The sequence below is a fragment of the Clostridium sp. ATCC 25772 genome, from assembly GCF_001573875.1.
Classification (GTDB): Bacteria; Bacillota; Clostridia; order Clostridiales; family Clostridiaceae; genus Clostridium_J; species Clostridium_J senegalense.
Window position 1 is genome coordinate 51,148 of the sequence record NZ_LFRG01000016.1, and the last position, 14,987, is coordinate 66,134.

At 25.3% G+C, this 14,987-nt stretch carries 10 protein-coding genes; 7 read left to right on the forward strand and 3 right to left on the reverse strand.

Going from position 1 to position 14,987, the window contains the following annotated elements; genetic code table 11:
- Positions 1-13: 13 nt before the first annotated feature.
- Complete coding sequence (locus AZI32_RS08470; RefSeq protein WP_061995426.1) at positions 14-1,321, reverse strand: putative DNA modification/repair radical SAM protein; 1,308 nt, start codon at positions 1,319-1,321, stop codon at positions 14-16.
- A 236-nt stretch (positions 1,322-1,557) separates the two neighbouring features.
- On the opposite strand from AZI32_RS08470, the gene AZI32_RS08475 reads away from it, so the two are divergent.
- The 3 genes from AZI32_RS08475 to AZI32_RS08485 all read left to right on the forward strand — a co-directional run bounded on the left by AZI32_RS08475 (position 1,558) and on the right by AZI32_RS08485 (position 5,824).
- On the forward strand, positions 1,558-2,058 hold the full coding sequence (locus AZI32_RS08475; protein ID WP_061995427.1) for a nitroreductase family protein: 501 nt from the start codon (positions 1,558-1,560) through the stop codon (positions 2,056-2,058).
- A gap of 96 nt (positions 2,059-2,154) precedes the next feature.
- Positions 2,155-4,239 (forward strand): helix-turn-helix domain-containing protein, encoded by a 2,085-nt coding sequence (locus tag AZI32_RS08480; RefSeq protein WP_061995428.1) that lies wholly within the window; start codon positions 2,155-2,157, stop codon positions 4,237-4,239.
- A 205-nt stretch (positions 4,240-4,444) separates the two neighbouring features.
- Complete coding sequence (locus AZI32_RS08485; protein WP_061995429.1) at positions 4,445-5,824, forward strand: MATE family efflux transporter; 1,380 nt, start codon at positions 4,445-4,447, stop codon at positions 5,822-5,824.
- 181 nt (positions 5,825-6,005) lie between these two features.
- Here AZI32_RS08485 and AZI32_RS08490 read toward each other — a convergent pair whose 3' ends face one another.
- Positions 6,006-6,584 carry a DUF6512 family protein gene (locus tag AZI32_RS08490; RefSeq protein WP_061995430.1) on the reverse strand — a complete coding sequence of 193 codons (579 nt, stop codon included), beginning with the start codon at positions 6,582-6,584 and terminating at the stop codon, positions 6,006-6,008.
- A gap of 157 nt (positions 6,585-6,741) precedes the next feature.
- Between AZI32_RS08490 and AZI32_RS08495 the strand changes: the two genes are divergently transcribed.
- The 4 genes from AZI32_RS08495 to megL all read left to right on the forward strand — a co-directional run bounded on the left by AZI32_RS08495 (position 6,742) and on the right by megL (position 13,382).
- Positions 6,742-7,242: a dihydrofolate reductase gene (locus AZI32_RS08495; protein ID WP_061995431.1), complete on the forward strand. Its 501-nt coding sequence runs from the start codon at positions 6,742-6,744 to the stop codon at positions 7,240-7,242.
- 54 nt (positions 7,243-7,296) lie between these two features.
- Entirely contained in the window at positions 7,297-9,045 is a 1,749-nt protein-coding gene (dgt, locus tag AZI32_RS08500; protein ID WP_061995432.1) for a dGTP triphosphohydrolase, read from the forward strand.
- 1,293 nt (positions 9,046-10,338) lie between these two features.
- A complete protein-coding gene (locus tag AZI32_RS08505; RefSeq protein ID WP_061995433.1) occupies positions 10,339-11,901 on the forward strand; it encodes a sigma 54-interacting transcriptional regulator in 1,563 nt (520 codons plus the stop codon).
- 281 nt (positions 11,902-12,182) lie between these two features.
- Positions 12,183-13,382 (forward strand): methionine gamma-lyase, encoded by a 1,200-nt coding sequence (gene megL / locus AZI32_RS08510; protein ID WP_061995434.1) that lies wholly within the window; start codon positions 12,183-12,185, stop codon positions 13,380-13,382.
- A 57-nt stretch (positions 13,383-13,439) separates the two neighbouring features.
- Here megL and AZI32_RS08515 read toward each other — a convergent pair whose 3' ends face one another.
- Positions 13,440-14,804 (reverse strand): MATE family efflux transporter, encoded by a 1,365-nt coding sequence (locus AZI32_RS08515; RefSeq protein ID WP_061995435.1) that lies wholly within the window; start codon positions 14,802-14,804, stop codon positions 13,440-13,442.
- Positions 14,805-14,987: the final 183 nt, after the last annotated feature.

Here is a 14,987-nt window from a genome sequence, read left to right on the forward strand (position 1 = left end):
ATTCTTAATTATTTTAAATTTGACCAGTTATTATTTTAATTTTATCTTCAGAATTAGGTATACTAGGTAAATTTGAGAACAAAGAAAGTTGCTCATAATTATTGGGTTTTATCATTTGTTTTTCTTTTAAAATTAATCTATTTTCAATTTTGTCTTTATCTATATCAACATCACCATAATATTTACCTTTACAAGTTATAAAATATTGAGCTCTTTTTAAAACAATTCCTAATTTTTTCAAGTCATAAAAATTTAGAAATCCAACTTTTCTTGTTAAAATTATTCGTTTAGCGGATTTTATACCTATACCGGGAACCCTTAAAAGTAATTCGTAAGGTGCAGTATTTATCTCTACAGGAAATAAATAAAGATTATTAAGTGCATAGAAAGTTTTTGGATCTAACTTATCATGAAAATTAGGATTATCTTTATTAAGAATTTCATCGGCTTTAAACCCATAAAAACGCAAAAGCCAGTCTGCTTGATAAAGCCTGTTTTCTCTTATAAGTGGTGGTTCTTTTATATCAGGAAGATTTGGTGTTTGATTAACAGGCACATAGGCAGAATAGTAAACTCTTTTTAAATCATAGCTTTTATATAAATTTTCACAAAGTTTTAGAATATCATAATCATTATCATTTGTAGCACCAACAATAAGTTGTGTACTTTGTCCACCGGGAACGAATTTGGGAGCACTCTTAAACAATTTGCTATTCTCTTTTGAATGAATTATTTGTTTTTTTATAAGAGACATAGGTTTTAATATGCTATCTTTATTTTTTTGAGGTGCTAAAAGCTTTAATCCTTTAGAAGATGGGAGCTCGATATTAACGCTCATTCTATCAGCATATAAACCTGTTTCTTCAATTAATTTTTCATCAGCACCAGGAATAGCTTTAACATGAATGTATCCATTAAATTTATGAGTAATTCGTAATGTTTTAGTGACCTTTAATAATAATTCCATAGTATAATTTACATTTTGGATAATAGCAGAGCTTAAAAACAAACCTTCTATATAATTTCTTTTATAAAAATTTATAGTTAAGTCAACTACTTCATCAGGGGTAAAAAAAGCTCTAGGAATGTCATTACTAATTCTATTTATACAATAAGCACAGTCATAAATACAATAATTAGTTAAAAGAATTTTTAAAAGTGAAACACATCTTCCGTCAGGAGTAAACGTATGACAGATTCCATTTGTATTACAATTTCCAAGTCCGTTATTAATATTCTTTCTTTTACTCCCACTTGAAGAACAAGAAACATCATATTTAGCAGCATCACTAAGTATTTTTAATTTATCTAAAATTTCCAAGTAAAATCACCACCATATAAATACTATTAATTACAATTATAACTATATTATTAAATTCTGTGTTTTAAAATCAAATTATTATACCAATAACAAAAATAAATTTCAAATATTTTTAAAGTAAAATTAGGGTTATTTAGGAAGGGGATAAAAATACAAATATATTTTGGTCAAATCAGTATTAAAAATAAAACATTATGCAAACTAATTAGTAAAGATACAAAGAAAGGATGATTTTTATGGCAAATAATTTTTTAGAAGTTATTAAAAATAGGAAAAGTGTAAGAAGTTTTACTAGTGAATTGGTTTGTGATGAGAAAATAAAAGAAATTTTGGAATGTGGAATGGCAGCACCATCAGCAATGAATACTAATTGTGTAGAATTTATAGTAGTAAAAAATAAAGAAATAATGAATAAACTTCCACAAATGCTAGAAGACTGTGCAGTAGCAATTGTTGTTTGTGCAAATGTAGAAAAGCAAAAGAAGGAAGCATATTGGCTTCAAGATTGTGCAGCATCTATGGAAAACATGTTGTTAGCAGTTGAAGCTTTAGAACTAGGTGGAGTGTGGATAGCAATTTATCCAGAAGAAGAAAGAATGAAAACTGCTTGTGACTTATTAAATGTTCCTAATCACATAAAGCCAGTAGCTATAGTTGCTTTAGGCTATGAAAATGAAAAAGAAAATTTAAAATATAATTATGAAGAAAAGAAAATTCACTCAGAAAAATGGATTTAAATTTTTCACTATAAATTTAAATGACACATTTTCATTAATTTTGCTATAATTATTATATATTTATAGCAATTTTTATTAAGTAGAAAAGGAGAATAAATGAGAGTTGAATATATTTCATATATAGATAACCTTCCAGTAGATGTGTCTTTAGTTAATGTTGGAGAATACCCGATTCATTGGCATAAATCTTTAGAAATTTTATTTGTCTTAAAAGGAAAAATAAATGTAACTATTGAATCCGAAACATATGAAGTTGAAGAAAAAGAAATTGAAATAATAAATTCAGAAGAAGCACACATGATATTTAGCGAAGATGAGGACAATAAAGTTTTAATGTTTCACATTGATTTAAAATTCTTTGAAAAGTTTTATGATGATATGGAAAACATATTCTTTTATGTTAATTCATCAGATGAAGGAGTACAAAATGAAGAAAAGTACGATATAATTAGAAGATATTTGTCTATGGTACTTTGTGAATTAGTTCAAAGACAAGATGATTATGATGAGTTTATAGAAGAGAATTTAATAGAACTTATATATCATCTTATAAACAATTTTCATTATCTTATGTATGAAAAAGAAGAGATAAAGGATAATGACGAACAACTTCAAAGATATCATAGGATAGCAAAATATATATATAATAATTATAATAACAAAATAAGTCTTCAAGATATAGCTCAAAAGGAATTTTTAAGTACTCACTATCTTTCACATGAAATTAAAAATACTATGGGACTTAGCTTTAAAGATTTTGTAAATTTAGTTAGAGTTGAAGAATCTTTAAAATTGCTGTTAGATACAGATATGACTATTTCGGATATATCTGAAGAAGTAGGATTTTCACATAGTAGATATTATAATAAACATTTTAAAAAGCATTATAATTTAACACCAAAGCAGTATAGAAAAAAGTATAAAATTGATGAGAAAGACTTAGAAAAAATAAAAAAAATAGAATTTTTAGAGATAAACAATGAAACTTTAGAAAGTATATCAGATTACTTAGAGGATTATGAAAGATATAACTATGAAGAGAAAATTATAAGATTGAATATTGATATGTCACAAAATCAAGGAGATTTTGAACATTTTTATAAGGAAGTCATATATTTAGGTCATGGACATGATTTATTAAAAGAAAGTTTTAGAAAATATATAACGGATATACAAAAAAATATAACTTTTCAATATGGAAAACTTACGAAATTATTTTCTAAACATCTTGGAATATTTGAAAATAGTGAATTTATAAACTTTATGTATCTTAAACAAGTTATGGATTTTATATTAGATTTAGAATTAAGGCCATTTATAGTAATTGAAAAAGAAAATTTTGAAGATGAAAATTTGATTTATATGTTGAAAGCTTTTATAAAATTTTTTACAGAGGAGTATGGAAATTATGAATTTAAAAAATGGAGATTTCAAATTCATAACTCTATTGAAGAGAAGTTAAAAGAAGAAATAATAGATTTATTTACTAATCAATATAGTTTGCAATTAGAAGAAAATCTATATTTTGAAAATAAAAATATAAATCCAATATACGATACTTCTTATATGTTGCCTTATATAATAAATAAAATTGTAATGAAAAAAGAACCTGTTTTTATGAAAGTAGTTGATGTTATTCAAAAAGAAACTAGTTTTCATAGTCAATTATTTATGGGTGATAGAGGAATAATGAATGGTTTTGGTATAAAAAAACCATCATATTATGCATATTATTTACTAAGTCTATTAGGTGATACATTAATATGTTATGGAGAAGGCTATATAGTTACTTCTAGAGGTGATGAGTATCAAATATTACTATATACGTATAGTGAAGAATTAGAAAAATTAGCAGATATAAAGGAGTTCAATAAAAAAAGAGGTAGCAAAAATGTAAAAGAGAAAAAATTCTTTTTAAATATAACTAATTTATATTATGATTATAGAATGACTTTTTATGAAATTGGAGAAAAAAAGGGCTCTGCATTTAATTATTGGTTAAATTTAGGCAAACCTAATTTAATTGAAGAAGATGAAATAGAACTTTTAAGAAAATCAGCATTTCCTGAAATAAAATTTAATTATGCTAAGAAAACTAATGTATTTCATATAGCTCCTATGATAGATGGGTATGGATCAACATTAATTTTACTAAGAAAAGTACAAAAGCACCCTTTTTAATGTGCTTTTGTACTTTTTTGTTAAATAAAATTTAATCAAAAGTCCTTAAGAATGTACTTTTTATAGAGCATATCAATGAGTGCAGGTATTGTTTTGTACATATATAATAGTAATATAGGAAAAAATACTTATGATTTTTTATTAAAAAGTACAAAATGATGAATTTAAAATAGAGAATTATATAAAAAAATATGAGGTGGATAAAATGGGATTTGACAACAGGATGTTTGCTGAAGGAAAAGTTGGAAAAATACTTTTTAAGTTCGCAGTACCAGCAATTATATCTTTGTTTGTATCAGAGCTTTATAACATGGTTGATACGTTTTACGTAGGAAGGTATGTTGGTGCTAATGCAATAGGAGCCCTTACCATAGCATTCCCAGTTCAAAGGTTACTAATATCAATTGGACTTCTGATAGCTATAGGAGCATCTACAGCAGTAGCAAGGTCTTTGGGAGAAAACGATTATGATAAATTAAAACAAACTATAAATAATGCATTTATATTAACAATAATGTTACTTATTATTGTACCTATCGCGGTATTCATATTTAAAGAGCATATAATAACTAAATTAGGAGCCAGTGAGGCTATATATCCATATGCTGAAAGTTATATAAGTATTGTATTAATTGGTGGGTTATTCCAATCTTTAACGGTAGTGGCTTGTTACATTATGACAGCCCTAGGAAATACTAAAATAACGTTGGTTGCAACATCTATAGGGGCTATCTGTAATACAATAATAGACTATATATTTGTAGTCGGTTTATCGATGGGAGTTAAAGGTGCGGCAATTTCTACAGTTATATCACAAATAATAGCGTTTTTATTTATGGTATATAAATTTTCAAGAGTAAAGAAAGCATTAGATCTTAAATTAAAACTTGAATTTAATTTTAACATAACAAAAGCAATAGTTGCTATTGGATTTTCAACATTCATAGTAGAGATTTCAGATGCTGTAGTAGCTGTGCTATTAAATAATTTAGTATCTGTATATGGTGGTGATTCTGCAATAATAATTGTTGGAGTTGTAAGTAGATTATCAATGTTCTTATTTATAACGGTTATAGGAATAAGTTCTGCGATGCAACCAATTGCAGCATATAATTATGGAGCTAAAAATTACAAAAGATTAAAAGAAATAGTTAAAAAGGCTATATATGCTGTTTCTGTTACATCAACTATATTGTGGGCGTTAATGATGATATTTACAAGACCTATAATAGGAAGTTTTCTTCAAGATCAAAGTTTATTAAATGAAGCAGTAAAGGCTTTTAGAATGTGTATAGCAGTTTTCCCAGTAGTAGGATTATATTATGTAGCTATATACTTCTATCAATCTATAGAAGAAGCAAGATCAAGTTTAATACTTTCTGTATATAGACAATTAATATTATTTATCCCAATAGTTATAGTATTAGTTAATTTAATTGGAGTAGGTGGTGCTTGGATAGCATTCCCTATAAGTGATTTGATTTCAGCAGTAACTGGTTTTTATTATATAAAGAAAGCTGGTATGCTTTTGGAATCAGAAAGAGAAGCTTATATAAGAGAAAAAGAAACTTTGAATTTTTCATAATTTAGCAATTAACATGTGCAACTTATATTCTTTGAATTTAACTTTTAAATTCTTCCTTTGCAAAATTTTAGTAGCTAGCACCTGCTAAATATAACTTAAAAGGAATGTAAGTATGTACATTTAAAAAAATGAAAAATCTCTATAAACAATTTAAAAACTGTTTATAGAGATTTTTTAATTCTTAAATATTTGTATTATTAATTAAATTGTTTATAATTAATAATCCATTAGGATTACTTAGGTTTTCTTTAAAAATAGGCAAATTTAAAGGTGATATAGTGAATATAAAGAAAGATAGTATTATTATTAGGAGTAATATAATTCCTAAACCATTTATATTAGAATAAATTTCTTTGCTAGAAGTAATCTTATAATTAATTATTCCCCATAATACACAAGCTACTATATATATTAGAATATCTATAAAAAGAATAGATTTTCCCGTGAAGCTAGTGTATATATAAAATAAGAGTGGGATTACAATCATAGTTGAAAGTGAGGCTACTGCTTTAGCAAAAAAATAATTATTAGCATAATCTTTTACAAATTTATATTCAAAAATAATATAAAATATAGAGGCAAAGACTGCCATTTTTAGATGTTCCCAAACACTTTCATTTATAGGTGAAAAAAGACCTACAATTGGGCTGTTGTTAGAAAACTTATAAGTAAAGTGAAGCAAAGAACCTACTATAATTATGAATATGACTCCTATAATAGTAGATTTTAAAATTTTATTATTTTTGTTTTTATAGAACATATTAAAATCTCCTTAAAAAATATTTTTAAATAATTAAATAGTTTTTTACATATTAAAGGTATGCATTATGCATGATTTTTATGATTTTAATTAAATTTTATATATGTTAAAATATATAATTAAAATACTGTTTATTCTGAAATTTGAGGTGGAAATAATGAATATTATTGTGGCTGTAGATGAAAATTATGGAATAGGATGTAAAGGAAATCTTCTCGTAAATATAAGAGAAGATTTAAAATTTTTTAAAGACACGACTATAGGGAAAGTTGTTGTTATGGGTAGAAAAACTAGAGAATCACTACCTAATATGGAACCATTAAAAGATAGGGTGAATATAGTGATTACAAAACAAAAGGGCTATAAAGCAGATGGTTTTTTCATAGTAAATTCTTTAGAAGAATTATTTTTAACTTTAAAAAACTATAATAGTGATGACATATTTTGTATTGGTGGAGAAAGTATATATAGTTTATTAGCGCCATATTGTAATTATGCATATGTTACTAAAATACATGAAAAATATAATAGTGATAAGAATTTTTTTGATATAGATAATAATAAAAATTGGAAACTTATAAAAAAAGAAAAGGCGATGATGTCTAAAGAAAATAACATAAAATTTAATTTTAATATTTATGAAAATACAAAAATATAATAGTGGTTTTAATTTATATAAAAATAACATTTTAAATTTAGGAGGTGGCTCGAATTGGAAAATTGGGAGAAAAAAAGAGAATTTATAGAGGCAAATAATTTTGCTCAATGTGGTAAAGAAACAGACAGAAGAATAAGTGAAGAAAATCATAAAGGCAACTATTTTTCTTTAAGAGATGAATTTGCAAAGGATAGAGATAGAATAATATTTTCAAGAGCTTTTAGAAGACTTGAACATAAGGCACAAATATATAGTCATCAAAAGGGTGATCATTTTAGAACTAGATTGACTCATACTTTAGAAGTTGCTCAAATAGCAAGAAAAATAGCAAGAAATTTAAATCTCAATGAAGCATTGGCAGAAGCTATTGCACTTGGGCATGATATAGGACATACTCCTTTTGGACATCAAGGGGAGAGAACATTAGATGATTTAATGATTGGGAAGGATACTTTGTCAAATAGAATACATCCATCTATAAATTATGGTGGTTTTAAGCACAATTTTCATTCACTAAAAATATTGGATGAATTAGAAGTTAAATTTAAGGAAACCAGAGGTATGAATTTGACATGGCAAGTTATGGAAGGTATTTTGAAACATACGAAAACTAAAAGGGATGGAAATAATTGGCCTCTTAATAGATTTATTCAAGATGAGATGTTTTTAAAAGAATGTATGGAGCTTCCTTTTTCTTTTACTTTAGAGGGACAGATTGTAAATGTTAGCGATGAAATTGCACAAAGACAACATGATATAGATGATGGAGTAAAAGATAATGATTTAAATATAAGCTATGAATCTATTGCTATAAAAATATATAAGAAGGTAAATGAGATACTAGAACATTATGAAAAAAACAAGGCTTTCAACTATATATCTAATGATAGCATAGAAATTTTAATAACCTTAAAAAATAATATAAAAGAAAATTTAGCATTAGATAAAATTAATAAAAGTATTTTCAATGCCAAAGAAAGTAACAATATTGAAACTTCTATGACTATATTAGAAAATATATATAACAATGATTTTGATAAGAGTTTTGGTGAAAATGGAGATATAAAAGATTATAGTGAGAGCTTTAAAATTAATCAATTAACAAGAGATGTTATAGATTTTTTTATAACAGATGTAACAACAAATTCTATGAATAATATATTGAAAAAAGGATTTAATGTAAAGGTTGAAATCAATAATAGAATTTATTTTAAAGAAAAATTAGTTGATTTTTCTTATTATGGAAAACAGTTAGATGAAGCTATTGAAGAGTATATAAAAGCTAAAATTTTAAATTCTTATAATGTGAATAGATTTGATGGGAATTCTAGATATATAATTAAACAACTATTTAAAGCATACTATGCAAATCCAAGACAGATGCCCAAACACAATTTAGAAAGACTTCAAAGTAATGTGAAAAAAATATGCAGTGATATATACAACATTAAAATTTTATTTAATAGAAAGAAAATAGAAATAAAAGATATTAGTTTTAATAATGATAAAAAAGGTATAATAGAATCTTATACTAATCTTTTAAAATTTAAATTAGAGAAAATGGAGTTATTAGATTTTAATGATAATGTCATAGATGATAAGGAAAGTTTGCTAGAAGAAATTGCAGAATTTCAAATAGAAGAAAAAAAATTAGAAAATCTTACTGAGAAGGAAAGATATATTTACACATTAAAGGAGCTTAGATACTATTATCTATCAACTATATGTGATTATATAGCTGGAATGACAGATAATTATGCTATAGATGAATTTAAAAAATTATATAATGGGCTTAATATATAAGGCATCTTAAAAAAATAAAAACTTAGTTTAGGCTAAGTTTTTATTTTTTAAAATTTAATAAAAAGTATTAAGTATAAAAGTTAAAAGTATAAAATTATATAAAAGGCCATACTTAGTAATTTTAAAGTTAAATTAAATGAATGTTAGCAAAAGAAATTTTGATTATAGCTTTTAATATAGGGATATTAAAAATAAGAACTATAAAATTGAATTTTTATAGTTAAGCTATAAAATATTATAAAACCTTACAATAAGAATGGTGATTAATTAGTAACTTTAAAATTGAAAAATAATTAAGTATGACCATAAAGGGCAATTAAAATTAAATTTGGATTTTTGTATTTTGAATAAAACAAAAATAAAATAATTTAAAATTCAGAAAATTTAAATTTCAATTATTATTATATCAGTATATAAATTGAGAGTAAATATAGAAAATTTTAACATTATTAGTTAAAAGTTAATAAGTTGTAAAGTATAAATAAAATCAATTAATATTGTTAAAAATTAGCAGTATTAATTAAGAAAATTATAAAATTTTAACAATATTAATGGAAAAAAATCATAAAAATATACCATGAATTACTAGTATAAAATAAAATTATGCTAAAATCTGAATAAAAAAATATATTTTATCCATAAAATAATATCAAATAATGCATATGAAAGAAAATAATAGCTCAAAATAGATACATAACTGATTTATTATTTGATTGAATATGCTAACTAAAAGGAGGAGTTAATAGTGAAAGACTTTATGAATGTAATCACTACAGTTGTTCATATCTTTATAGTTGGAACATTCGTCTCTGGAAAAGATTTAGCTCTTTCAATTGAAAAAGAAAACAATGTTTTAAAATAATAAAATATTTATTTAATAATGGAGTTGAAATAAAAAAATGTTTATATAAAAAATATATTTAAATTTATCTAAAATGTAATTTATAAAATAACATCAGAGGTTATTTTAGATATAGTAATAATTATATTATTAAAAAAAATTATTAACTTATTACTATATAACAATACTATAAAGATATGGAGATGGTGATTTTAATTATTAAAATCACCATTTTTCACAAATGAAATTGTTTTTAGGACAGTTGAATATAATTAGTATTATTTATAATATATATTTATTGGATGATATAGGAAAACCAACTGCAATTTAATAGGGTTCAATAATTTAAAAATATTTTCATTCAAAATGTATATTATATAACTTAAATATAATTTTAAAATCCTATGCATTTATATTTAATTTATAAGATATTAAAAATTTGGGGGAATCAAATGAACAGATATTTAAGGCTAGAAATATCAACGGAAGATAAAATAGGAATAACTTTTAAAGTTTTAGAGAAAATATACTTAGCTAACATTAATTTAATATCTTTAGAAGTTTTTCCTAGAAAATTATATTTGAAAATAGAAAAAATAGAATATAATGAAATTTTAAAGCTCATGGAAAATATAAAGATAATTGAAGAAGTATCAGAAATAAAAACTATAGAACTTTTAAACTATGAGCAAAATGAAAAAAGGTTAAGAGCAATAATAGATGCAGTAGATGATGGGATTTTAGTTATAGATAAAAATTATAATATAGAGTTATTTAATAGTTATTGTGAGAATATATTTAATTACAAAAAAGATGAGGTAATTGGAAAATCTTTTGAAAAAGTAATTAAAAATAATAAATCTATAATTAATTTAATAAAGCATGGAAATGAATATACAAATATAAATACAACTAGTGAAAATAATAGAGGAAAAGCTTGTTATATAACAACAGGTAGAGCTATTTGGGATGATGATGAAAAGGTAGTAGGTGCAGTTTGTTCTATAAAAGATATGAAAAAAGCCATAGAGATGGCAAAGGTTGTTTGTCATACTCGAGATGGAGCATTTAAAGATATAGTTGGAACAAGTAAAGTTATAGAACAAACTAAATCAGTAGTGGAACTTATTGCAAAAGGAAGTTCTACGGTACTTATAAGAGGTGAAAGTGGAACTGGAAAAGAATTATTTGCAAAAGCTATACATAACTTGAGTGGGCGAAAAGAAAATCCATTTGTAGTTATAAATTGTGCAGCATTACCTGACTCACTAATGGAAAGTGAACTTTTTGGATATGAAAAAGGAAGTTTTACAGGAGCATTAAATAATGGAAAAGATGGTTTAATAAAAAATGCAGATAATGGAACATTATTTTTAGATGAAGTAGGAGAACTGTCTCCTCTTTTGCAAGCAAAGCTTCTTAGGGTTCTTCAAGATGGAAAAGTAAGAAAAGTAGGTGGAACTAAAGAAGAAAAAGTAAATGTTAGAATAATATGTGCTACCAATAGAAATCTAGAGGCAATGATAAAGGAAAAAAAATTTAGAGAAGATTTATATTATAGATTAAATGTAATTCCATTAGTTATTCCACCGTTAAGAGAAAGAAAAGAAGATATACCTTATTTAACTAAATATTTTATTGAATTTTTAAATCATAGAATAAACAAAAATATTAAATCTGCAGATAATGAATTTATAAACGAGCTATTAAAGTATGATTGGCCAGGAAATATAAGAGAACTTAAAAATGTAATAGAGCGTGCTATAAATTTATGTTCTAATGATATTTTAACATCAGAATGTTTATTATTTGATAATAAAATATTTCTTCAAAAGATAAATACTAAAGAAGTTGATAATGAAAAAACGCTTAGAGAAATGGTAGAAGAAGTAGAAAAATATACAATAGTAAACGCCTTGAAAAAAGAAAAATCTATAAGGGCAGCGGCAAGAAAACTAAATGTTACTCATGGAACAATTATAAATAAGATAAAAAAATATAATATAAAGTGGTAAATTTATTAACCTATGGTCATAAAAATAACCATATAATGGCTATTTTTATGACCAATAGATTTTTTGTTGTATTGATAAGTTATCAAAATATTAATTTGACAAATTTATTGTGTAAAAATTAAGAGTGATGAATAGGCGGTTAAGGGGTAAGGTTAGCTAAAAAAATAATATATGTATTTAAATATTTGGCATAAAAGTTGCTCTACTAATAATAAAGTAATAAAAATAAAATACATAAGAACCTGAGTATTTATATTTTTAAATTTGTTAGGAGGATAAATATGAGCAATGAAAATTTAAAAAATATGGGATTTGCTACTAAAGCTATACATGGAGGAAATATGAAAAATGCCTTTGGTGCATTATCAACTCCAATATTTCAAACTTCTACTTTTGTATTTGATGATGCAGAACAAGGTGGAAGACGATTTGCATTAGAAGAAGATGGATATATATATAGTAGATTAGGAAATCCAACAAATACTGTGTTAGAAGATAAATTGGCGTTATTAGAAGGTGGAGAAGCTGCAATGTCTATGAGCTCTGGTATAGGAGCTATAACTTCTGCTATTTGGTCAATTGTAGAAGCTGGTGATCATATAGTAGCAGCAAAAACTTTATACGGATGTACTTTTGCATTTTTAAATCATGGTATAACAAAATTTGGTGTTGAAGTTACTTTCGTAGATGCAACTAATCCAGAAAATATAAAAAATGCTATGAAAGATAATACAAAATTAGTTTATATAGAAACTCCAGCAAATCCAAATTTAGCGTTAGTAGATATAAAGGCAACGGCTGAAATAGCACATTCTAAAGAAAATTGTATGTTAATGGTAGATAATACATTCTGTACTCCTTATATACAAAGACCTTTAGAATTAGGCGCAGATGTGGTTATCCATTCAGGAACTAAATTCTTAAATGGACATGGAGATGTAGTTTGTGGTTTTGTAATAGGAAATGCAGAATTTATACAAAAAGTAAGATTGTTTGGAGTCAAAGATATGACAGGATCATCAATGAGCCCATTTGATGCTTATTTAGTGATAAGAGGAATGAAAACACTTCCAATAAGAATGGAAAAACACTGCTGTAATGCTATGAAAGTAGCAGAGTTTTTAGAAACACATAAAGCAGTAGAAAAAGTTTATTATCCAGGATTAAAATCATTTCCACAATATGAATTAGGAAAAGAGCAAATGTCATTATCAGGAGCTATAATAGCATTTGAAATTAAAGGTGATTTGGAAGATGGTAAAAAGGTTATAAATAACACTAAACTTTGTGCACTTGCAGTAAGTTTAGGAGATGCTGAGACACTAATACAACATCCAGCATCAATGACACATTCACCATATACTCCAGAAGAAAGAGAAGAAGCTGGAATAAAAGATAATTTAATAAGGCTTGCAGTAGGTCTTGAAAATGCGGAAGATATAATAGATGATTTAGATAAAGCTCTAAATAGTATATTATAGGAATTCAATATAAAAGGTTGTGCTAAATTTTAGCACAACCTTTTTAAATAAAAAATTTTATATAAATTCATTGTTAAACTTTTTATTTCTTAATATTAATATAGTGAATAGAGAAATTAATATTAATCCTTTTAATACACTCGTTATACTAATTGTCCACCAAACACCATTTAGTCCCCAAATTTTAGGGTTAGATAAGAAATATGCAAAAGGTACTCTTAAACCAGTTAAAATTATGCTAATTAATGATGGCAACAAGGTTTTACCAAGACCATTAAAAGCACCTGTAGTCGTTATTTCTATACACATAAATAATTGAGAAACTCCAAGTACTTGTAGATAAACAATACCCATAGACACAGCGTCAGGCTCATCTATAAAAAATTTAAATATAGGTTCTGCACCTAAAATAAGTAATGCTGTTGCAAAGATACCAATTATAGAAACTAATTTTATAGCAGCTTTATAGCCTTCAATAATACGGTTATAATGTTTTGCACCATAGTTTTGTCCTATAAATGCACTTATAGCTGTAGAGAAACCACCTGCTGTCATCCAAGAGATAGATTCAATTTGGGAACCAACTTTTTGTACTGCAATAGCAGTGTCACCATGAAAAGCTATTATTCTTCCAATCATCATTGAAAATGAGCAAAACAAGCCGTTTTGTAATGCTACAGGAAAGCTAAGTTTTATTATTTTATTACTATATGCTAAATCTAATTTAGAAATAATATTTACTTTAAATAGATAAGAATTTTGACGTTTTATATGAATTAGAAATAGTATAGTAACAGATAGCTGTGATAAAACTGTGGCAAGAGCAGCACCAAGTACACCAAGAGAAGGTATTGGACCTAATCCGAATATTAGTAAAGGATCTAAAACTATATTAAATATAAGACCTACAGTGTTGATTTTAAAAGGAATTTTACTATCACCAGATCCATTAAAAATACCTGTTAAAACTGGGTTTATAAAATTGAAAATCATTCCAAGTGCAATGACAAACAAATAAGTTTCAGCCATATTTATTACATCGGGGCTATTCAATTTAAAAAATCCAATAAGTGAACTTTTAAATATAATTAGAAAAAACATATAGAATACTGCAAAGATTATAGTAAGTTGAATTGCACTTTTAGTATAGTTTTGAGCATCTTTTATGTTATCTTTACCATAAGATTGCGATATAGATATTTCAGCTCCACTTTTAGAAAGTATCATAAGTGATTGTCCAAGCCAATTAAAAAAGCCAGCAGTACCAACAGCTGCAACTGCCAGACTACCCATTCTACCTATCCAAATCATGTCTATCATATTATAAGCCATTTGAATAAAAGATGTACCCATAATTGGAATAGCAAGTGCAATTAAGGAATCTGTAATTTTACCATTAATTAAATCAATTTTTTTATTCAATAAAATCCCCCTTCTTTTCTCTAAAAAATTGTGAACAATTACCTAAATATATTAGTAAATATAAAAAGATACGATAATATATATAGGGTTCCAAGTTGACTTTTAAAATTATCCATTCCAAAACTTGGATACCCCAAATAGTGAGACATGCTCTGAATCACTTGGAACTCAACACTATATTTT

Excerpts from the sequence above, each read along its gene's own strand:
- AZI32_RS08485 (WP_061995429.1), top strand. The coding sequence starts at position 4,445 with ATGGGATTTGACAACAGGATGTTTGCTGAAGGAAAAGTTGGAAAAATA.
- AZI32_RS08505 (WP_061995433.1), top strand. The coding sequence starts at position 10,339 with ATGAACAGATATTTAAGGCTAGAAATATCAACGGAAGATAAAATAGGA.
- AZI32_RS08495 (WP_061995431.1), top strand. The coding sequence starts at position 6,742 with ATGAATATTATTGTGGCTGTAGATGAAAATTATGGAATAGGATGTAAA.
- AZI32_RS08480 (WP_061995428.1), top strand. The coding sequence starts at position 2,155 with ATGAGAGTTGAATATATTTCATATATAGATAACCTTCCAGTAGATGTG.
- AZI32_RS08475 (WP_061995427.1), top strand. The coding sequence starts at position 1,558 with ATGGCAAATAATTTTTTAGAAGTTATTAAAAATAGGAAAAGTGTAAGA.
- megL (WP_061995434.1), top strand. The coding sequence starts at position 12,183 with ATGAGCAATGAAAATTTAAAAAATATGGGATTTGCTACTAAAGCTATA.
- AZI32_RS08490 (WP_061995430.1), bottom strand. The coding sequence starts at position 6,584 with ATGTTCTATAAAAACAAAAATAATAAAATTTTAAAATCTACTATTATA.